Annotated in this window: 21 protein-coding genes; 7 read left to right on the top strand and 14 right to left on the bottom strand. The window is 37.0% G+C overall.

Features of this window, described 5'->3' with window-relative positions; genetic code table 11:
• Nucleotide 1: 1 nt before the first annotated feature.
• Both HX062_RS01925 and HX062_RS01920 read right to left on the bottom strand, forming a co-directional pair.
• Entirely contained in the window at nucleotides 2-1,558 is a 1,557-nt protein-coding gene (locus tag HX062_RS01925) for an Rne/Rng family ribonuclease (RefSeq protein WP_182625518.1), read from the bottom strand.
• A 325-nt stretch (nucleotides 1,559-1,883) separates the two neighbouring features.
• Nucleotides 1,884-2,180 carry an HU family DNA-binding protein gene (locus tag HX062_RS01920; RefSeq protein WP_002989807.1) on the bottom strand — a complete coding sequence of 99 codons (297 nt, stop codon included), beginning with the start codon at nucleotides 2,178-2,180 and terminating at the stop codon, nucleotides 1,884-1,886.
• 139 nt (nucleotides 2,181-2,319) lie between these two features.
• Here HX062_RS01920 and mutY point away from each other — a divergent pair, with 139 nt between their 5' ends.
• Genes mutY through gldD form a run of 3 tightly spaced genes read left to right on the top strand, consistent with a single transcriptional unit; the run spans nucleotide 2,320 to nucleotide 4,418 of the window.
• Entirely contained in the window at nucleotides 2,320-3,354 is a 1,035-nt protein-coding gene (gene mutY, locus HX062_RS01915) for an A/G-specific adenine glycosylase (protein ID WP_286466178.1), read from the top strand.
• Nucleotides 3,355-3,365: 11 nt separating this feature from the next.
• Entirely contained in the window at nucleotides 3,366-3,806 is a 441-nt protein-coding gene (locus tag HX062_RS01910) for a single-stranded DNA-binding protein (protein WP_182625516.1), read from the top strand.
• Nucleotides 3,807-3,827: 21 nt separating this feature from the next.
• Nucleotides 3,828-4,418, top strand: coding sequence for a gliding motility lipoprotein GldD (gene gldD, locus HX062_RS01905; protein ID WP_286466174.1), 591 nt, complete (start codon nucleotides 3,828-3,830; stop codon nucleotides 4,416-4,418).
• A gap of 58 nt (nucleotides 4,419-4,476) precedes the next feature.
• Here the strand turns inward: gldD and HX062_RS01900 are convergent, their stop codons facing one another.
• From HX062_RS01900 to HX062_RS01890, 3 genes are all read right to left on the bottom strand, one after another.
• On the bottom strand, nucleotides 4,477-4,872 hold the full coding sequence (locus HX062_RS01900) for a heavy-metal-associated domain-containing protein (protein ID WP_286466173.1): 396 nt from the start codon (nucleotides 4,870-4,872) through the stop codon (nucleotides 4,477-4,479).
• A 193-nt stretch (nucleotides 4,873-5,065) separates the two neighbouring features.
• Nucleotides 5,066-7,111, bottom strand: a complete 2,046-nt coding sequence (locus HX062_RS01895; protein ID WP_286466171.1) for a M16 family metallopeptidase — start codon at nucleotides 7,109-7,111, stop codon at nucleotides 5,066-5,068.
• A gap of 22 nt (nucleotides 7,112-7,133) precedes the next feature.
• Nucleotides 7,134-8,453 (bottom strand): M16 family metallopeptidase, encoded by a 1,320-nt coding sequence (locus HX062_RS01890; RefSeq protein ID WP_286466170.1) that lies wholly within the window; start codon nucleotides 8,451-8,453, stop codon nucleotides 7,134-7,136.
• A gap of 234 nt (nucleotides 8,454-8,687) precedes the next feature.
• On the opposite strand from HX062_RS01890, the gene rplU reads away from it, so the two are divergent.
• The 3 genes from rplU (at nucleotide 8,688) to HX062_RS01875 (ending at nucleotide 11,106) form a co-directional block, all read left to right on the top strand.
• Complete coding sequence (rplU, locus tag HX062_RS01885) at nucleotides 8,688-9,050, top strand: 50S ribosomal protein L21 (protein ID WP_002989791.1); 363 nt, start codon at nucleotides 8,688-8,690, stop codon at nucleotides 9,048-9,050.
• A gap of 24 nt (nucleotides 9,051-9,074) precedes the next feature.
• Nucleotides 9,075-9,335 (top strand): 50S ribosomal protein L27, encoded by a 261-nt coding sequence (rpmA, locus tag HX062_RS01880; protein WP_286466169.1) that lies wholly within the window; start codon nucleotides 9,075-9,077, stop codon nucleotides 9,333-9,335.
• A gap of 424 nt (nucleotides 9,336-9,759) precedes the next feature.
• On the top strand, nucleotides 9,760-11,106 hold the full coding sequence (locus tag HX062_RS01875; RefSeq protein ID WP_182625510.1) for a hypothetical protein: 1,347 nt from the start codon (nucleotides 9,760-9,762) through the stop codon (nucleotides 11,104-11,106).
• A 65-nt stretch (nucleotides 11,107-11,171) separates the two neighbouring features.
• Here HX062_RS01875 and dgt read toward each other — a convergent pair whose 3' ends face one another.
• From dgt to HX062_RS01845, 6 genes are all read right to left on the bottom strand, one after another.
• Nucleotides 11,172-12,515, bottom strand: coding sequence for a dGTP triphosphohydrolase (gene dgt, locus HX062_RS01870; protein ID WP_182625509.1), 1,344 nt, complete (start codon nucleotides 12,513-12,515; stop codon nucleotides 11,172-11,174).
• 24 nt (nucleotides 12,516-12,539) lie between these two features.
• The gene (locus tag HX062_RS01865) at nucleotides 12,540-13,244 is read right to left on the bottom strand and encodes an AAA family ATPase (protein WP_286466166.1); all 705 of its coding nucleotides are present in this window, start codon (nucleotides 13,242-13,244) and stop codon (nucleotides 12,540-12,542) included.
• Nucleotides 13,245-13,365: 121 nt separating this feature from the next.
• Entirely contained in the window at nucleotides 13,366-14,313 is a 948-nt protein-coding gene (locus HX062_RS01860) for a DnaJ domain-containing protein (RefSeq protein WP_286466164.1), read from the bottom strand.
• Nucleotides 14,314-14,523: 210 nt separating this feature from the next.
• Complete coding sequence (locus tag HX062_RS01855) at nucleotides 14,524-14,748, bottom strand: hypothetical protein (protein ID WP_060872706.1); 225 nt, start codon at nucleotides 14,746-14,748, stop codon at nucleotides 14,524-14,526.
• Between the two features lie 127 nt (nucleotides 14,749-14,875).
• Nucleotides 14,876-16,099, bottom strand: coding sequence for a 2-oxoglutarate dehydrogenase complex dihydrolipoyllysine-residue succinyltransferase (gene odhB / locus HX062_RS01850; RefSeq protein WP_182625507.1), 1,224 nt, complete (start codon nucleotides 16,097-16,099; stop codon nucleotides 14,876-14,878).
• 48 nt (nucleotides 16,100-16,147) lie between these two features.
• Nucleotides 16,148-18,919, bottom strand: coding sequence for a 2-oxoglutarate dehydrogenase E1 component (locus tag HX062_RS01845; RefSeq protein ID WP_286466162.1), 2,772 nt, complete (start codon nucleotides 18,917-18,919; stop codon nucleotides 16,148-16,150).
• Nucleotides 18,920-19,035: 116 nt separating this feature from the next.
• Between HX062_RS01845 and HX062_RS01840 the strand changes: the two genes are divergently transcribed.
• Complete coding sequence (locus tag HX062_RS01840; RefSeq protein ID WP_286466160.1) at nucleotides 19,036-19,614, top strand: hypothetical protein; 579 nt, start codon at nucleotides 19,036-19,038, stop codon at nucleotides 19,612-19,614.
• Between the two features lie 190 nt (nucleotides 19,615-19,804).
• Here the strand turns inward: HX062_RS01840 and HX062_RS01835 are convergent, their stop codons facing one another.
• From HX062_RS01835 to HX062_RS01825, 3 genes are all read right to left on the bottom strand, one after another.
• The gene (locus tag HX062_RS01835; RefSeq protein ID WP_286466159.1) at nucleotides 19,805-19,990 is read right to left on the bottom strand and encodes a hypothetical protein; all 186 of its coding nucleotides are present in this window, start codon (nucleotides 19,988-19,990) and stop codon (nucleotides 19,805-19,807) included.
• Nucleotides 19,991-20,132: 142 nt separating this feature from the next.
• Nucleotides 20,133-20,474: a hypothetical protein gene (locus HX062_RS01830; protein ID WP_286466158.1), complete on the bottom strand. Its 342-nt coding sequence runs from the start codon at nucleotides 20,472-20,474 to the stop codon at nucleotides 20,133-20,135.
• Between the two features lie 6 nt (nucleotides 20,475-20,480).
• The gene (locus HX062_RS01825) at nucleotides 20,481-21,458 is read right to left on the bottom strand and encodes a polyprenyl synthetase family protein (RefSeq protein ID WP_286466157.1); all 978 of its coding nucleotides are present in this window, start codon (nucleotides 21,456-21,458) and stop codon (nucleotides 20,481-20,483) included.
• Between the last annotated feature and the right edge of the window lie 187 nt (nucleotides 21,459-21,645).

Genomic DNA, 21,645 nt, shown 5'->3' with positions numbered 1-21,645 from the left:
GTTATTCTGATATTTCCTTTCCTTTATCATCAAAGAAATGGTATTCTAAATACGTGTAAGCGTCACGCGGTACAATCTTGATCCATTTCTTGAACTCCATCCACCACTTCATGCGCAAGGAGGGTAATCCTTTGGTCAGATAAGCTGCCACAAAAGGGTGTGTATTCAAGATAATTTTGCAAGATGGATCTCTTGCAATAATATTTTCGATGTGGGCTCTAATTTTGTCAATAACTAAAATTGGAGCTTCAATCTCACCATGCTCGTTGGGATCCTCTTCTCGAGTCTCGATCGACACTTCTGGACGAACGCGTTGTCTCGTGATTTGAATCAATCCAAATTTACTAGGTGGTAAAATTTTGTGTTTGGCTTTGTCATCGCTCATTTCCTCTTTCAAGAAATCATAAAGGGTCTTTCTATTTTCTGGGTTGCCCATATCAATAAAATCAACCACAATGATTCCGCCCATATCTCTCAATCTCAACTGACGTGCAATTTCTGCAGCGGCAATTAAGTTAACTTCAAGAGCAGTGTCTTCCTGAGATTGTGCTTTGTTTGAACGATTCCCGCTATTCACGTCAATGACATGCAACGCCTCCGTGTGTTCTATGATTAAATAAGCACCTTTGCTCATAGAAACGGTTTTACCAAAAGAGGTCTTTATTTGGCGTTCAATGCTGTATTTTTCAAAAATTGGAACTTCTCTCGATTGGTAATGTTTTACAATCGACACCTTAGTCGGTGCAATTTCTTGTAGATAGTCCTTGGTTTGGTAATACAGATCCTCATCATCAGTAATAATACCAGTAAAAGTATCATTAAAAACATCTCGAAGAATGGAGGAAGCTTTATTAACTTCTCCCAATACTTTAGAGGGATGATGTGCGGTTGTTAACTTTTTGCACATATTGTTCCACTTGGCCATTAAGTTGCGTAAATCTTTGTCGATTTCACTGACTTTCATGCCCTCGGCAACTGTGCGTACGATTACTCCAAAACCTTTGGGTTTGATGGATTGCACTAATTTTTTTAGTCTATCTTTTTCCTCTTTAGATTCAATTTTTTGCGAAATTGAAATGCGATTGGAAAAAGGTACAAGTACGACGTATCGACCTGCAATGGACAATTCTGAACTAATACGAGGTCCTTTTGTTGAAATAGGTTCTTTTACAATCTGAACTAATAAAGATTGATTGGCACTTAGTACATCAGTAATGGCACCATCCTTATCTATTTCATCTTCAAAAACAAAGTTTTCTAAGGCGTAATCTTTTAATTTACCTCCACTTACAAGTTTAGTGAACTTTAGTAGCGTTTTTAAGTTCGGACCAAGGTCGTGATAGTGCAAGAACGCATCTTTTTCAAAACCTACGTGTACGAACGCAGCATTCAATCCGGGAACGGGTTTTCTAATTTTAGCGATAAAAATATCCCCTACTTGAAAACCATTTCCTTCATCAGCTTCACGCTCTCTATGTAGTTCAATTAGTTTTCCATCTTTTAATAAGGCAAAATCTACTGTATCAGAATTCGACCTAATAATTAGCTCTTTATTCACACTGTACATTTTTATCCATACTCATTCATTACACTGTTTTGTTTTTTTGGAGAATCCTTTCAAAACAAAATGAGTTTGTATAGATGGATTAAACATTATTTTAAAAAACAAGTAGACACTTGTTTATTCCTTCTTCAACTTGATAAGATAGTTATCAATGAACGTATTTTAAACTTTCTTAGAAAAAGAAAAAAGTAGTATTAAACTACTTTTTCTTTTTGTGACGGTTAGCTCTCGCTCTTTTTTTACGCTTATGCGTTGCTACCTTATGTCTTTTTCTTTTTTTACCACTTGGCATAATGTGTGTAATTTAGAGATTAATAAATTATTTTACTTTTACTTCTGTGTTTGATTTTACACCTTCTACAAACACTTTAGCTGGTTTAAATGCAGGAATGTTGTGAGCTGGAATTCTAATCGTTGTGTTTTTTGAAATGTTTCTTCCAGTTTTCTCAGCTCTTGTTTTGATGATAAAACTTCCAAAACCTCTTAAATACACATTTTCACCTGTTTCTAACGACGCTTTTACTTCATCCATAAAAGATTCTACTGTCGCTTGAACGTCACCTTTCTCAAGCCCTAATTTCTCTGAAATTTTAGCTACAATGTCCGCTTTAGTCATTTTAGATATTAATTATATTTGTTGTTGTCCGTTTTTTTTAGAGTGTGCAAATATATTAATTTATAATCCAATAATTCAATCTTAATCGATTAAAATTTAATTATATATCGTTTATTTTTGCGCCAGACACTTTTTAAACATGATTTTCTCTAACAAACTAATAGCTTGGTACTTAGACAACAAACGTTTTTTACCTTGGCGTGAAACAAAAGATCCCTATTCCATTTGGCTATCAGAAATTATTCTCCAACAGACGCGTGTAGCACAGGGATTACCCTATTTTGAGGCATTTAAACGGTCTTATCCTACTGTTTTTGATCTGGCAAATGCACAAGAAGACGATGTTTTACTGCTTTGGCAAGGCTTAGGTTACTATAGCCGCGCGCGAAATTTACATGCAACAGCTAAAAAAGTCGCCTTTGAACTTGATGGTCAATTCCCTACAACTTATAAAGAGCTTCTCACATTAAAAGGCGTTGGCGACTATACTGCTGCCGCAATTGCCTCTATTGCATATGACGAAGTCGTTCCTGTAGTCGATGGGAATGTTTTTCGAGTTCTCGCACGAATTTACGGAATTACATCTGATATATCTACTCAAAGAACAAAAAAAGAATTTCAGCAGCTTGCCGCTAGTTTAATATCCCAAGAACAACCTGCTACATTCAACCAGGCCATCATGGATTTTGGCGCCTTACAATGTACCCCAAAAGGCACGGATTGCTCCCCTTGCCCCTTCATTTCCACCTGCGTTGCCTATCAGACCAATCAAGTGGATAAACTCCCTGTAAAACTCAATAAAACCAAGGTAAAGAACCGATATATGGACTTCCTTGTTTTTATAGACGACGCAGGTAACACCCTACTAGAACAACGCACACAAAAGGATATTTGGCAGAACCTATACCAATTCCCCCTAGTTGATCGCTTCGAAAATACACCTGCTAATATAGAAACACACTTGCAACAACACTATTCCAACTATACCGTAACCCAACTGGAATGCCTCAATTCAGAGGTGATTATTCACCAATTGTCGCATCAAAAATTACACCTTCACTTTTGGTTGGTGAAAACACCAACACTCACTGGGAATACTGTTCGTTGGGGTGAATTAAATAAATTTGGTTTTCCGATTGTAATTCATAACTTTATTCAATCCTTAACCGTATAATTTTTGCACTTATGAATGGCACACTAAACAAAGTTATCCTCATTGGTCACCTAGGCGAAAATGTCAAAATACACTATTTTGAGAATGGAAATTGCATTGGGCGTTTTCCTTTGGCAACCAACGAAGTTTACTTCAATAAAACAACCAATGAACGCATTAACTCTACGGAATGGCACAACATTGTAGTTCGAAATAAACAAGCAGAAGTATGTGAAAAATACCTTACCAAAGGGGATCGCATTTATATAGAAGGAAGAATACGAACTAGACAATGGACATCAGAAGAAGGAATACAAAAGCAAATTGTAGAAATTATCGTAACAGAATTCATGTTTCTTGACACTAAAAAAGACAGCAACAGAACCGTTACACCAGAAGAAATTGAACGCAAAAAGGCAATCGACAACTTCTCCATTCCGGGAGAAAACAACGATGACAATTTGCCTTTTTAATCGGATAAGTAAATAAACCCTATGTTTCACAAAACATCCGCGCGATACAGCGCTGCCTTTTTAGGATTACTACTAGCACTTGGTTCTTGCAAAAAAGAAACCACACCCAAACCCAATGCTTATTTAGCACTGAACTATCCAAAACAAGAATATAAAACCTACGAAAACTCATACCATCATTTCACTTTTGACCTGAATAAAAATGCTACAGCCAAAGAATTGAAATCAACGGCATTTGAAATTCACTATCCCGAAATGAAAGCGACCATCTTTATGAACTATAAAACGGTTGACAACAACCTCGATGTTCTATTGAAAGATGCACAAAAGTTAACTTACGAACACTTCATCAAAGCAGATGAAATTATTGAACAGCCGTTTCTCAATGAAAAAGACCGAGTTTTCGGTATGTTTTATCACGTTGGAGGAAATGCGGCAACAAATGTACAGTTCTACGCTACAGATAGCGTCAAGAACTTCGTAGTCGCTTCCCTATACTTTTATGCCAAGCCCAATTTCGACTCTATTCTTCCTGCTAGTCATTATATCCAACAGGATATGCGACAAATGCTTGAATCGCTAAAATGGGAGAAAGCTGCAAAAGACAACTAATAAAAACCACATAAAAAAAGGCCTTCGACAACCGAAAGCCTTTTTTTATTGCATCCTATTAAAGGTTTTTTACTTCTAAATTCTCTACTTTGTAAATGCCATTTGCAATTTTTTGAACCGTATTGGTAATCGATTCTCCATTTTGTTTGGCATCGTCAAAGATCACTTTAGCTGTTTTGGTGTCAAAGTCAACCACTGCCTCTTTTACACCTGGCAATCCCGCTAGCTTACCCTCAATCATTTTTGCACAGCCTAAAGCACATGTCATTCCTTCAACCTGAAATGTAGCTTGTTCCATCGCACCTGCTACTTCATTCGATTCAGTTGTACTTACTTGCCCCACTGCTTCTACTTGCTCTTTCGCTTGTTCATCAGCTTGCTTTGTTTCTCCTTTACAACCTACTAAAAAGATTCCGCCTACTAAGGCAACTAATCCTAGCTTTACTATTTTCATCTTCTCCTTGTTAACTAATTGATTTATACAATGCTTTTGTCCTACAAAAATACAAAAAAAGTACATGCTCTTCCCTTTATCATTCAGTCTTTTTATTTTGAGAATCAATCACAAGGGTCGACGCAAAAAAAAAGTCGCTATTCATTTAGAATAGCGACTTCATAAAAAGAATTATAATTAATTTTAAAAAAGATTATTTAAAATCTGCATCCGAAACTCCTTCGTTAACTTTGATTTCCTTCACTTTCATTTCAATTTCAATTCCCACATTCATCGACTGAACAAAAGGAAATTTAATTCCATTCACCTCTTTATAGTCTGAATAGTTCACAACTTGTTGCATTTTTTGTCCCATTTGCTCCAATTCTTGAACAGCAGCGACTTTCAATCCTGTAGTTGTATCGTAATACGTTGTGGTATTACCTGCTTTTACTCCGTATGCATCTACTCCATTGATGGATTCAATTCCCGTTAATACTGCCGCTGCATCTACTTTTAATTCAGCAAATGGCGTTGCCTCAGCTTGAGCTTCTTTCAAGTCATCTCCTGTAACATCTGTTTTTTGACCTTGAATGATGGTATATCCCATTTTTGGTGTAATCACCTGCTTAGACATTACCGTACCCATCATTTTTTGTTCTGAAGACAAATATCCGTCTTTCACTTTATTTACCATTTCCAACTTCATACCTTGTACTTCAGCCTCGCTAGTAATTAAAAGTGATTTCACAGCCTTTACTTTATCCGCTCCACCAATAGCCTTAATGTAAGCTGCCAAGACTGTTTCTACGGTTACACCTGCTGCTACTTCTTTTTTGAATACAGGCTTTTCAACTGCATTTGCTTCTTTGTCATAGAAGAACATCGGTTTATTCAATCCTTCTAATCCAGCAACAACATCTGCTCCTTTTCCAACAATTACAATACGCATATTCTCATTTAAGAAGTACTTTTGCGCTGCTTTTTGAATATCTGCTGCTGTTACAGCATTAATGCGTTTGATGTAATTCTCGTAAAAATCAGCAGGCAAATTGTGTAGCTCTTTATTTAAAGCATATCGAGCTACTGTTTCTGGTTTTTGAATTTGCATCACGAAGTTCCCGATGTATTTGGCTTTAGCCATTTTCAATTCCTCATCCTTTACTAAGGTTGTACGCATCAATTCAATTTCCTTGATAAATTCTGTTACAGCACTATCCGTTACGACGTTACGCACTGATGCACTCGCTCTGAATTTACCAGGGTATTTACGCGCAACACTAATAGATGAATACGCACCATATGTCCATCCATGTGCTTCGCGTAGGTTTAAGAACAAGCGTCCTTCACCACCTCCGCCTAAGATTTGATTCGCTAAAATTGCAGCAAAATAATCGTCACTGGTCATTTTTAAATCTACCTCATTGACTAAAGCAATCTCAGACTGTACCGCATTGGGCATGTTGACAAAATCAATTTGCGTTGACGCTACATTTTTGTTGGTAGCTGCTTCTTCAAAAGCGACAGTTGATTTTTTCCAGTTGCTGAATAATGATTTAACTGCCTTTTCTGTTTTTTTGTAATCTACATCACCAACCACTACTAAATAAGCGTTATTTGGTGTGAAATACTTCTCATAATGTGCTTGTACATCTGCTAACGTAACATTCGATACGGTCGCCTCAGTTTCAAATTCTCCTGCCGCAGTGTTCTTTCCATATAACAAAGCATCTTCTACACGACTTGCAACTGCAGAAACGCTCTTCTCACTTGTTTTTAAAGATTCTATTACTTGCGCTTTAGCCTTGTCGAATTCTTCTTGTGTAATTACAGAATTTAAAGCTCCATCGGCTAATAGGCCTAAAATAGTTTCATTGTATTTAGACAATCCACTAGCAAACGCTCCACTAGAGAAAAATCGAATATTTGCTCCTAAGAAATCAATTTCTTCATTGAATTGTTCTTTGGACATTTTTTTTGTTTGATTCCCTAATACTTGAGATAAAATAGAGGATACACCTGCTTTTTCCCCTTCAACAATGGAAGGATTATCTATCGTTAAGGTATAAGATACTTGTGGTAATTTATGATTGGGAACCACTAAAACTTTCAATCCATTTTTTAGGACAAAAGAAGTAGGTTGTCCTACGTGTACCGCTGGTACTGGTCCTGAAACCGGTTGTTTTCTGTCTTGCGCTTGTAGTTGAGCAGCTGCTAAAGCAAAAACTAAACTAGCTGCATATATATATACTTTTTTCATTTTTTCTTTGTCTTGTTTAGCATTAGTTATTCGCTTCCTTCTCTGGAATATAATCTAGAATTAATCGTTGATTTTTATTCAAGTATTTTTTAGCCACCTCACGGATTTCCTCGCGGGTGATGTCTTTGTACAACTCAATATTTGTATTAATTAGATTGGTATCTCCATAAAGCAAGCTATACGTAGCTAAATTATGTGCTAATCCTTCTAAATCAGCATTCTCACTCACGTAGTTATTTTCCAATACGTTTTGTAATTTTTGGAAGTCGCGCTCTGAAATTAATTCTGTTTGTAATTTCTCAATCTCTTTATCAATTTCAGTTACTAAATCAGCGGTTGTAAATCCTTGCATAGGCAAACCAAAGATTAAATAAGCGCCATAATCTTCTTGACTCAAGTTGAATGCCCCAATTTCTAATGCTTTTTTCTGCTCATCAACAATTTTCTTGTACAATCTTGAGCTTTTTCCTCCAGATAAAATAGTAGAAATCATATCTAATACACGTGCATCACGCGTTTTCATTGATGGCGTGCGGTAAGCTTGCACCAACATTGGGATTTGAACGTTTGGATCTTCGTATTCAGCTCTGATTTCATTTGTAATTGGATCTTCCTGAATCGCTACACGTGTAACGGGAGTCCCTTTTTCGATTGTACCAAAGTAATGATCAATCCACGTTTTCGCTTGTTCTTTTTCAAAATCACCTGCCACGACTAACACGGCATTATTCGGAATATAGAATTTTTTATTAAACGCTAAAAACTCCTCTAATGTTGCCGCGTCTAAGTGTTCCATAGAACCAATAGGTGCCCAACGATACGGGTGTTTTTTAAATAAGTTTTCTTTTACTTGAGGTAATAATTGTCCGTAAGGTTGGTTATCCATACGCAAACGCTTTTCTTCTTTTACCACTTCATTTTGGGTATCTACACCAATTTGATTGATAATAGGGTGCATTAAACGCTCTGACTCCATCCACAAAGCTAACTCTAAGTTGTTTGATGGGAACACCTCGTAGTAATACGTTCTGTCATCCGATGTATTGGCATTGTTTTGTCCTCCGTTTGCCGTTACTAGTTTGAACCACTCTCCGCGTTCTATATTTTTTGTTCCTTCAAATAGCAAATGTTCAAAGAAATGTGCAAAGCCCGTGCGCTCAGGATTTTCATCCTTCGCCCCTACGTGATACATGACCGATGTGATAATAACAGGAGCTGATTTATCCTGATGCAAAATAACTTTTAGCCCATTATCTAAAGTGTATTCTTCGAATTCCACTTTTTGAGCTGACGCAGTCATTCCGTAAAATAATGCGCCTAAAATCAAGAGTGATCTTTTCATTTTTTAGTTTTTGAATTTAGTTTATAGCTCTATAAGACGCACGAAGTAGTCTTTTGTTACAGTAGATCTCTTTTTTTTGTGACATTTGTTTTTTTGCGCATAAGCAAACCGCAGAATGAACAAAATCAACTCTTAACCACTAACTATTAACTATTTTTCTTTTAAAAAAGATTTGACCAATTAAAAAAGAATTGTACATTTGCACACTTAAATAAACCTTAATAATTTATTGTTATGTACGCAATCGTAGAGATAGCTGGGCAACAATTCAAAGTTAGCAAAGACCTTAAAGTTTATGTTCACCGTTTGGCAACAGAAGAAGGAGCGACTATCACTTTTGATAAAGTTCTTTTAGTTGATGACAACAATAACATTACTGTAGGCGCCCCAGTTATAGAAGGTGCTTCTGTAGAAGCTAAAGTTTTACAACACCTTAAAGGTGACAAAGTAATCGTTTTCAAAAAGAAAAGAAGAAAAGGTTACAAAAAGAAAAACGGTCACAGACAAGCTTTGACTCAAATCGTAATTGAAGGAATCAACTTCGGTGGAGCAAAGAAAAAAGCGACTAAAAAAGAAACAGCTGAAGCAGCTGAGTAATTAACAATTTAAAATTATAACGTCATGGCTCACAAAAAAGGTGTCGGAAGTTCAAAGAACGGTAGAGAATCAGAATCGAAACGCTTAGGTGTTAAGATTTACGGTGGTCAAGCAGCTATCGCTGGAAACATCCTTGTAAGACAAAGAGGTTCTAAGCATAATCCTGGTGAAAACGTTTATATGGGAAAAGACCATACTTTACATGCTAAAGTTGACGGTGTTGTTAAATTCCAAAAGAAAAAAGACAACAAGTCTTACGTTTCTATCGAACCATTTGAAGCTTAAGAATCTAGGTTATCTGTCTATTCAGATACAATGATTACAAAATAAAAAAAGGTATTGTGAAATTTCACAATACCTTTTTTTTATGGGGTCGAATGTGCTTTGTGCGTTGCTCTTTATCTCACCTAGTTTATAATTGCTTTGGTGTTCGACGAATATTCGCTACGCTACGATTTGTGCGTTGTGCTTTAATTTTTGATGAACCTACCTTTTACAACGATTAATTTTGTTATAAAAAGAAAAAATTAAACAAACCTTGTGAAGGGCTCCGCTCACCAAATCCTCACAAAAAACAAAAAAAACACGCACAATCTCTTATTCGCTATTCTTATTTAGAAAAAATAAAAATAATATTGCACATGTCGTTTTTCTTATTTATTTTTGGTCTAAATTAAATTATAACTAAAAACATAATAATAATCTACTCATGATGAAAGTAACTAAACTCTTATCTGCTTTTGCAATTATGGCGTTATTTGCTGTAGGTACTACTAGCTGTTCTAGTGATGATGACGTAATCAGAAAAGAAGACAACAAAAATGGACAAACTGAAGTTGGTTCAGAATTGCCATTTGAAGGAACTTACGCTTATGCGCATGCTGGAAACCCAATTCCATTTGAGTTTAAAAAGAAATCAATCGCGATGCAAATGTCATTAATGGCAGGAAGCGGTCAAGAAGATGATACCTATAATATCATCAAAATTTACAAAAACAAGGACAACGTATTAAAAGTTGTTTCTAAACATTCAAAAGAGAGTGAGTACAAAGCTTTCTTCTTGCGCAACATCAAAGAGGGAGAGTCATTAGACATTAATATTGATTACTCATTCAAATCTGAAATCGAAGCAATCGAAGCGGTTTTCCCTCCAAGTGGAAACGGAACACCAGACCACGCAAACAACAAATTTAGCTGGTTAAAATTGACTAAATCTGGTGGTGAACAGCCAGTAAAAATCAATTTACCTGTACAAGGAAGATACGTTTTCTCTCAACAAGGACATACCTACTACTACACTTTCGGTAATACAGTAGTGAACTTCAATGATTCTTATGATATGAAAGTGTTACAGCACAACACCAATACCAACAAAATCTTATTAGAAGGTACAGGTGAAAAAGCAGGATCATTCTATGTGGTTCAATTGAAAAATATTACAGAAAACACAGTAGATGTAGCAAGATTAACGTTTGGCGAAGCAGACGCTAAGACAAAAGCTGAAGCTGAATTTGCATTAGCATCAGAATTAACAGGGGCTAGATTTAGTACTTATGAAAAAGTAGGTGCTGATGGTGGTGAAACTACACCAGCATTTGCCGAATTAAACGGTACCTATCTTTCTGCTACAATTGGAAATAACTTAGGATACTATCAGTTCACGGTGGGCGAAAACAACGAAGCATTCTTATTCATGGGAGATTTCACTGGATCAGGTACATTCTCTGAAGGTGGAAAATTAGAATTGAAAAAAGTTTTTGAGGACGAAACGAAAGGACAAATCATTTTCGAAATCACTAACTCTGAAGGATACTACGCAGAAAGAAATGGACAATTCTTAACGTTATATGTTAAAGATTACTCAGATGGGAGAAAAGCAACATTTGCAATTGCAACAAAAGGTGGTGTAACATCTATCTCTACGAGTAAAGGAAACGTTATTGGAATGACATTAGAAGAAGCAAAAGCGCTCGCTGCTCCAGATGCAATGAAAGTATGGGACGGAGGAATGATGGCTTACGCTCACGTTTGGATTCCAACAACTAAAAAAATATAATCGCATTTCCATATTTGTTAAATAATGAAAAAAGGCATTTGAAATTAATTTCAAATGCCTTTTTTTTATTTGGTTACTTTAATGGTGTGATATAATTCTAGTGCTTTACCATCGGTTAACATGGAGACAAAATGACAAATACTCATCAATCGTTCATATAAACTATCACTTTCTACAATATAGCGCTCAGGCAAAAGTTTTAAAATTAATCCATCATAGTGATTGTCTTCCCCATAATAACGGTTATTTGTAGCTGTAATAAAGCGTTCTAAAAGCGTTTCTATCACCTGATACCCTATGATCTCTTTTTCAATTACTTCTTTGCTTTGATAGACGTTATTGATGCTCACCGCTAAGATGTCTTTCATCTGTGCGATATAGGAACATTTTTCAGTTAAAGCAAAAGGGTAATCTCCTGCCAAAATCTTTTCTTCATTTTCGATAAACAAACGCGTCACATCGTCAATTAAACTACCAATGGCCAAAGCCCTTAAATAGCTTACTCGGTCTTCTTTGGAGTTGAGTTGAGAATACTTTTGGGTATTAATGCTATTTTGCACAATCATAATCAAGAATTCTAAGGCGTGTTCTTCGGGAATCCACCCTAGATTAATCCCATCTTCGAAATCAGTAATTGTATAACAAATATCGTCGGCTGCTTCTACCAAATACGCTAGCGGATGGCGATAAAAAGCCGTTTCTACACGATCATCTTTCATGATCATACCCAGTTCAGAGGCTACATCAATAAAGGCTTCTTTGTCTCCCTGGAAAAAACCGTACTTCTTATCTGAGATATCTCGTGTGGGTTTTTTAGGTAAACTCTCTTTTGGATATTTCATAAAAGCACCTAATGTTGCGTAGGAAATACGCAAACCGCCATCAATACCAGGACGAGATTTAGTCAAGATAGAAAAACCATTGGCATTTCCTTCAAAATCAATCAAATCCTGCCATTCTTTTTCGGTCAATTGGTCTTTGAACACCACGCCTTTTCCGCGGCTAAAAAAATCGCCAATCGCCTTTTCTCCTGAATGACCAAATGGAGGATTTCCAATGTCATGTGCTAAGGATGCTGCGGCGACAATCGCACCAAAATCATTTACGGTATAGCCGTATTCTTCTGCTAAAAATGTATATTTCTCTAGTAACTTTGCCCCTACATTGCGTCCAAGTGAACGACCTACTACAGAAACCTCTAAACTATGAGTTAAACGCGTGTGAACAAAATCGGTTTTTGACAAAGGGATCACTTGTGTTTTATCTTGTAAACTGCGAAAAGGCGAGGAGAATATAATACGGTCATAGTCTACTTCAAATCCTATTCGCGTCTGACTTTCATCTAAGCGATTACGTACAAAGGTGTCGCCGTGCTTTTTTAAAGACAGCAACTTTTCCCATTTCATCATAAATTCTATTCTTTTGATTCTTTACTAATTTTCTAATTCTAATTGGCTTGCAATAATATTGTTCTTTACTGTGCGGAAAATATGTGTTTTGGCTTCTGCATAGGAAATATCATACAATCGCTCTACTTGAGCATATTCTTCAGGATAAACAGCTAGCATCTTATCGTAATACTTATCCAAAGCCTCCTTTTCTGGAGCGGTATACTCCAGCTTGACCTCGAATCGACGCACTAATGCCTCATCAATCATTTGGATTTGATTGGTAGCCGCGATTAAAATTGATTTTTGTGGGAGGTTGTCGATTAGCTGTAAAATAGCATTTACCACGCGTTTCATCTCGCTATTATCCTTGTTGTCATAATCGCGAATTTGACCTAAAGAATCAAATTCATCAAAAAACAAAACGGCACTTTCATATTGAATTTCTTTAAATAGACTTTCGATGTTTTTGGCTGTTTCACCAAGTTTAGCGGAAACAATAGTCGCCAAATTCACAACGATCAACTTTTTGTCCAATTGCTTGGCAATTGCTTTTGCTGTCATTGTTTTGCCGCACCCCGTTTTGCCGTATAACAAAATTTTATTACTTACTGGAAGATTGTATTTCGTCAAAATTTCACGAAACTTATACTCCTTTAAGAACGCTTCGATTTCCCTTGCTACTGTTTCGGTAAACATAACGTCTTCCAAACGCGTATCCGTTCTGTCGATATAATACAAAGAACTCATCTCAAAATATGATTTGAACATTATTAACTACAAATATAAGCTAAAAAAAACGTTAGCTTCCCATGAGAAACGCTAAAAAAGCAAGGCAAAATCACCTGCGTTTTTTTCTGATTCCATGCGATTAAAACTTGGGTTTTCGTCCATATTTGTTGGGTAATTCAACTCCTTTCAGCAAAAAAAGCACAAGGAGCACTGGGACATTTAAAAAGGGAATCAGCAGTGTTAGGGCGAATATTCCGTGCCAGCTTACATCGTGTAATCGTCGGGCGGAGCAAATAATCGCAAGGTAAATCAACACCGTCGAGAGAAAAGAGAAAGTATCTTCGAATTCAAAATAAGGTTGCCCTAGATAAACAACTACAAACAGACTACCTAAAAGAGCCATACGCAGGGCGTAATCTTTTCTTGAACTTCGCCCTACTGGTGCTAAAAAACCCCAGCCCCAGGAATAAGGCGCGGTATAATTTGCAAAATCATCGCGATGCTCTTCTGTAAATCTCAGCTGGGTTCCATTGTCTAGTTTAATGACTTTCTTAACTGGTATCGAGCTGTAATTATTGGTGACAGTTAGCTCAAAAAAGAGGTGTTTTGTGCGCATTTCTCTAACGCGATATACAACCTTTCCTTTTAGCTCATCCATATATCCCAAGGGATAGATGCGTATTACATCGGCATTTTTGCATTCCCAAGAAATTTCAAGGATATCTCCTACAAAACAATAGGTTTGATTACAAGAAAACTCGACAATTTCAGGTTGATAAAGATTGGCATAAGAGGTCGTAGATGAGGCATAACCCGTGTTAGTAGCCCTTGACGGTTCTGCTGTAGTGCGAAACAACGTCAAATCATAGGCTTTTCGCGTAACTTCATTACCCAAGGTCTCATATGCCTTAATTACTTCGAAAAGCTTGTGCTGATACGTCGTATTGCCTTGATTCATATCGGGATGATACAACTTAGACAAGCGGCGAAAGGCTTGTTTAATCTCACCCGAAGTAGCCGTGGGTTCAAGCTCTAAAATAGCGTAATAACTAGGCATGCACAATTGTAAATTAAGAAGTGAATTCATAGCCAGATACCGAGGCATTAACAGCATCTAGCAACTGTACAATGTAGAAAAAAAAATTGGCTACCTCACAGGGGATTGCAAAAATATTTTTTTTGCACTAGCCCTGAATAGAGATTTAGTATTAGATATACGATACAGTTGCAATAGGTATACAAAAAAAGACAGAACCTAAATTCTGTCTTTGCATGTTCTATATCGTTCGCTTTTCCTCTACTCTTCGTCAGCCAAGAAAAATTTCATGGATTTCATTGGATAAGCCGTTCTACTCTTTCCACTTGGATTAGCAATAACCGTTTTGATACTAATCATATCCCCCAACTTAAATTGAGCTTCTGTGTATTGATAATCGAGTAAGTATGGTCCACAAAAATAGTTTCCCAATTCGTCCTTTTCAATAATACCTCTAAATATTCCTTTTTTCGTTTCTTTCGACATGGTCTTGTGATTTTAATGGACAAAGATACGTTATTTTGTGTACGGTTTACTATTCATAGTTTGCCTTCTATCTTATACTATCAACCGTAAACTAAAAAGGCAACTCTTTCGAGTTGCCTTTTTGATATTATAGTTCAAAAGCTTTTTTAGGATTGTTATCCAACAATAGTTCTGTTGGGTTTTCTAACGCTTCTTTAACTGCTACTAAGAAACCTACTGACTCACGTCCGTCGATGATACGGTGGTCATATGATAAGGCTACGAACATCATTGGGTGAATTTCAACTTTTCCGTTTACTGCGATTGGGCGCTCAATAATATTGTGCATTCCCAAGATACCAGATTGTGGAGGGTTGATAATAGGCGTTGACAACATTGATCCAAATACACCACCATTTGTGATTGTAAAAGTACCACCTGTCATCTCGTCTACAGTAATTTGTCCATCACGTGCTCTTGTTGCTAAGCGTTTAATTTCAGCTTCAATTCCGCGGAAAGACAATAATTCAGCATTGCGAACAACTGGCACCATTAGACCTTTTGGTCCAGACACTGCGATTGAAATATCACAGAAGTCATATTTAATTTGCTCTTGTCCGTCGATCATTGAATTCACGTCTGGGTATAATTCCAAAGCACGAGTAACAGCTTTTGTAAAGAAAGACATAAAGCCTAATCCAACACCGTGTTTAGCTTTGAAAGCATCTTTGTATTCGCTTCTCAATTTGTTTACGTTCGTCAAGTTAACTTCGTTGAAGGTAGTTAACATAGCTGTTGTGTTTTTAGCTTCTACTAAACGCTCAGCCACTTTACGACGCAACATAGACATTTTTTTACGCTCTTCTCCTCTTGGTCCTCCCGTTGGTGTTCCCATTGAGTGTTTCGCGTTTAAAGCATCTTCTTTTGTGATTCTACCATCTTTTCCTGTTCCAGTAACAGTAGCAGCATCAATGTTTTTTTCATCTAGTATCTTTTTAGCTGCTGGAGAAGCTGTTCCTGTTGCGTAAGTTGCTGCTGCAGGTGCTTGTACAGGCTCTGCTTTTGGCGCTTCTGCTTTTGGTGCTTCAGCTGCAGGCTTAGCCTCAGTAGAAGAACCTCCTGCTGGTTTTGCAGCACTAGTATCGATTAAACAAACTACTTGACCTACAGCCACTGCGTCACCTTCCTCTGCTTTTAAAGTAATGATTCCACTTGCTTCTGCAGGCAATTCTAATGTTGCTTTATCTGAATCAACCTCAGCAATTGCTTGGTCTTTTTCAACATAATCTCCATCTTTTACCAACCAAGTAGCAATTTCAACCTCTGTAATTGATTCACCTGGTGAAGGAACTTTCATTTCTAAGATGCTCATCGTATATTCTTTAATTAAATATTGTTATGTAAAAATACTCTTTTTTTATTATAAGTTCTTATTAAAAACTTTTTCTATTGCATAAGCATAACGCTTTTTAGAGCGCGTTGAACTTCCTGATGCTGGCGCACTGTATGCTTTATTACCTGCATAACGCAATGGTTTTTCATCAAAGTTCATCAACATATAGCCGTAGGCTCCCATGTTTTTTGGTTCTTCTTGTGCCCAAACAAAATCATCTGCATTAGGATACGAAGCGATCACTGCTTTAATTTGCTCTATTGGTAAAGGGAATAATTGTTCGATACGCACAAATGCAATATCATCTCTTCCTAGTTCTTCTCTTTTCGCAACTAGATCGTAGTAGAATTTTCCAGACACAAACACCAACGATTTCACTTTTGCTTTATCTGTAACAGTATCGTCAATCACGTATTGGAATTTACCATCTGCTAATTCACTGATGGTAGACGTTGCCATTGGATGTCTCAATAAACTCTTCGGTGACATCACGATCAACGGTTTTCTAAAGTCTGTTACCATTTGTCTTCTCAACAAGTGGAAGAAGTTTGCTGGTGTTGTACAGTTTGCTACGAACATATTGTGTTCTGCACATAGCTGTAAATAGCGTTCTAAACGAGCGGAAGAGTGTTCTGCCCCTTGGTTTTCATACCCGTGTGGCAACAACATCACTAAACCGTTTTGGCTATTCCATTTATCTTCTGCAGCAGAGATGTATTGGTCTAACATAATCTGAGCTCCGTTTGAGAAATCTCCGAACTGCGCTTCCCAAATAGTTAGGGTATTTGGATTAGTCAAGGCGTATCCATATTCAAATCCAACCACAGCATATTCAGACAATAGGGAATTGTAAATTCTCATTTGTCCTTTTTGGTCTTTCAATTGGTTCAATAAAACGATTAATTCCTCCGTATCTTCTGTTTTAACCACAGCGTGACGGTGAGAGAACGTACCGCGTTCAACGTCTTGTCCAGACATACGCACGTCGTACCCCTCTGAAAGTAGAGACCCATAAGCCAAAAGTTCTCCCATGGCCCAGTCTAACTTATCGTTTTCGAAGAACATGGTTTTGCGATCTCCGATCAGTCTTTTTACTTTACTGATGAATTTTTTATCTTCTGGAAGTGCAGTAATTACCTCAGCGATATCCGTCAACACTTGTTTAGACACTTTTGTATCGTAATCCACAACCATTTCCGTTTCGTCTACCGTTCTGAAATCCTTCCAGTTTTCTTGCATGAACGTTCTGATTTTAACAAATTCATTCTCACGAGAAATTTGTAAATCTTGTTCTAATACATCTTTATATTGTTGTTCTAAATCTTTAACAAAGCTTTCATCCACGATTTTATCTTCTAACAATCGTGCGTTATAGATATTTCTAGCGTTTGGATGCTTAGCAATCAATTTATATAAAAGAGGTTGGGTGAATTTTGGTTCATCTCCCTCGTTGTGTCCATATTTACGGTATCCCACTAAGTCGATAAAAACATCGCGACCAAAAGTCATACGGTATTCTAAAGCGAATAAGAATGCGCGTACCGCAGCTTCAGTATCATCTGCGTTTACGTGTAGCACAGGTGATGCGGTAACTTTCGCAATATCTGTAGAATACGTAGATGAACGACCGTCAGTATAGTTTGTAGTAAATCCAACTTGATTGTTTAGTACAATATGGATAGTTCCTTCTGTTTTATATCCTCTTAACTGAGCCATTTGCACGATTTCATACACAATTCCTTGTCCTGAAATAGCGGCATCACCGTGTAAAGCGATTGGCAATACTTTAGATGGTTGGCTAGCGAATACGGTATCTTGTTTTGCTCTGGCGATTCCTTCAATTACGGCACCAACAGTCTCTAAGTGAGAAGGATTTGGCGCTAGGTTTAGGTGGATATCTTTTCCTGCGCGTGTTTGGCGTGTTGAGCTTAACCCCAAGTGATATTTAACGTCCCCATCGAAGCCTTCTACCGTATCATAATCTTTTCCGTCGAATTCAGAGAATATTTCTTGGGTAGGTTTTTTGAATACGTTTGCTAAAACGTTCAAACGACCACGGTGTGCCATTCCAACAACAATTTCCTCTACGCCTTTTGTAGCAGCTGCTTCGATTAAAAAGTCCATCGCTGGGATTGCAGCTTCTAAACCTTCTAATGAGAAACGCTTTTGACCTACATATTTTGTGTTTAAGAAGTTTTCGAAAGAAACCGCTTCAATTAACTTGTGTAGAATTTCTTTTTTCTCTTCTGCATTAAATTTTGCTTCTGGGATTTCGAAGTGATCTTGGATCCAATTCACTTCTTTTTCGTCTGTAATATATTTAAACTCAATACCTAAAGTAGCGCAGTAAATTTTCTCTAATTGAGCAATAATTTGTGCTAATGTAGCCGTTGGCAATTGTAACACTTTAGCTGCGTCAAACTTTGTATTTAGATCAGCCGCTGATAAACCGAATTTTTCAAGGTTTAAATCAGGATGAACAACTCTTCTCTCTCTAAGCGGGTTGGTCTTGGTCAATAGATGTCCGTAAGTCCTGTACGCGTCAATTAACTTCAGTACAGCTAACTCTTTTGCAATTTGGCTTGTATCAACCGAACTACCTGTATTTGAACTGGTTGTTGGTGATGTTACATACGTTACTTTTTCTACTGTGCCATCATTAAATTCATTTGCAAAATCGAAACCTTGAAAGAAGGCTCTCCAACTTGGTTCTACGCTATCTGGATTTTCTAAATATTGATCATACAAATCTGCAAAAAATGCAGTGTGTGCCGCGTTTAAAAAGGAAAATCTATCCATAATTTTCGTCTAAAGACCTATTGATTAAATATTATATATACAAAAATACAACTCTTTGATTACAAAAGTATAAACTTTTTCTTATTTTTATCTCACAACAATTTCATAAAACAGCTATGAGAAGATTTTATGTCAAAAAAATGGGTATTTTATTCATTTTTTCATTTTTTTTATTGTCCAATTTTTCACTTTTTGCACAACAAAACCGAAATAACTCCGAAAATTACGATTCTGTCAAAAAATGGAGATTTGGCGGCGGGTTCGGATTAGGCTTCGGAAATGGCTATACGGATGTGATGTTAGCCCCAAGTGCACTCTATACCGTCAACCCCTATTTGAGTGTTGGTGTTGGTTTGCAAGGGAGTTATATCAACAGCAAAGACCGCTCTTTTTACTACAGTAGTGTCAAAGAATACCAATCGTGGATTTATGGCGGGAGCTTAATTGCTTTGTCTAACCCGATTCCACAATTACAAATCTCTATTGAACTGGAGCAATTGCGCGTCAACAACACCTATACTTATAAGGAAGACTTACACAAGCTCGATGCCAACTTCTGGAATACTGCCCTATTCTTAGGCGCAGGATACAGCAGTGGCCCCGCAACGGTAGGCATTCGATATAATGTATTGTACCGCGAAAAAGACATGGTGTATGGCAGTGCCTTTATGCCTTTTATCCGCATTTATTTCTAATGTGAATCACTTTGGATAAGATACAAAAAAAGAGCCGATTGTACAAATCGGCTCTTTTTTTTACTTGTATAAGCGTTGTTTCCTTCCTGTTCCTGACAACTTTCAAACGAAAACTAGTCTATATTATTTAACTCCTAGCTTGTGTCTTTGCACCTTGCACCCTTGTCATTTCCTTTGCTAATTTCCTTTGCTATTTTTCTTTGTTGTGATTCATCATCAGAAAAGCCAAACTTCCAAATAGCGGGAAGAACAGCACCATAAAGAAAAACAAAATCTTTTTATTTGTCGGATAAGAGGATTGTCCTACGCGATATAAACTGTAAATCATTAGAAGGATAACTCCAAGGATAAAAACTTGCCAAACAATTATATTCATAGTATCTCTAATTTTGTAACATAAATACAAAAGCAATACCATTTTCCTGGCGAGATGTGATTTATATTAGTCTTCTTTGTTTTGTATAACTTAAAAACTTGCTCTTCTCAAAAGAAAAATAAATAGCGTAATGTTTCAGGTATTAAAGTGAATGTCTAAAGTACACTTTTTGAAACTCGCGTTTCACAATAAGATAGGTCAATTGTTGAAAATAGTTGAAGACATCGCCTTCTTCTATAGCGTGGATGTCTTTTTCTGCTACGTCAATGCGGTAGAGTAGCATGGATAGCTTGGCAGGAGTACGCGAAGCCATACGCTCCAATTCCTCTTGAATTTGATGTACCAATTCAAGAGGAGTTGAAGGTTGGAAGACAATATCCTCATCTACACTCAATCTAAAATCGCGTTGAACTTGTTGGACCAATGGGTCAAATAAGTTTCTTTCTTTTAATTGATCTTCAAGATAAGTTACTGCTACCTCCATAGTATATTACATTTGTCTGTTCATCAATTCTTTGCTAAAAACGCGAAGCAGTTCTTTTTTATCCTCCTCAATGGCTAGGGCGTCAAGAATTTTCAGCGCATCTTCTGTGTATTGTTCGATCAACTGTAAAGAGGCATCTTTCGAACCTGTTTCTATAAATAATTGTTTTACGCGTTCAATTTTATGGTCTTCATTCTCGCATTCCACAGTGGCATAAAAGCGAAGCAATTCCTCTTTTTGTACGGGATTGGCTTTTTCTAAAGCTTTTAAATACAAGAAGGTCTTTTTATTCTCTAGGATATCTCCTCCTATTCGCTTGCCAAAGGTTGCTTCGTCTCCGAATGCATCCAAGTGATCATCTAGCAATTGAAAAGCAATACCCAAATTCAATCCAAAGTTATAGATTTGGTCGCCATTTTCTTCGGATGTTTTGGCAACAATTGCTCCCATCTTTAATGCGGCAGCCACTAAAACAGCTGTTTTGTACTCAATCATTTTGATGTATTGTTCGATTCGCACGTCTCCGCGTTGTTCAAAACAAATATCGTATTGTTGGCCTTCGCATACTTGGATGGCCGTTTTGCTAAACAATTTGGCTAAATCTCTAAACGTGGTTGGTTCATAATGCTCAAAATATTGATAAGCGAGGATTAGCATAGCATCTCCAGAGAGAATCGCCGTATTGACATCCCATTTTTCGTGTACAGTTTGATGTCCTCGGCGCAAAGAAGCATCGTCCATAATATCGTCATGCATCAAGGAAAAGTTGTGAAACAATTCAATGGCGGTAGCCGCATGGATAGCCTTCTTCGGATCTTCATTGAAAACATCAGCTGCCATTAACGTTAAAACAGGTCTAATTTGTTTTCCTCCTAAGGAAAGAATATACGAAATAGGCTCATACAGTTCCTTTGGTTGACCATCTAATTGTATTGAATCAAGATAGGATGCTATCTCTTTTTTATATTTTGCTATTGATTGCATGCTCAAAAAAAATTTTGGTAAAAATACGCGTTTTTTAAAGACTTTTAGTTTATCTGCGCATTTCTACTTTTTGACTGCCGCAAATATCCTAAAAATAGATCAGTAATCCACCAGTTTGCATCCAAAAACAATACCTCAATCACCTCTACCCTCAATTTTTGTTGCAGAACAACTTCTAAATCTCTCA

It is taken from the genome of Myroides sp. DF42-4-2 (assembly GCF_030326445.1).
In the GTDB taxonomy this organism is placed as follows: Bacteria; Bacteroidota; Bacteroidia; order Flavobacteriales; family Flavobacteriaceae; genus Flavobacterium.
The sequence above is the reverse complement of the archived record's forward strand: the minus strand, read 5'-3'. Positions and strand labels throughout refer to the sequence as shown.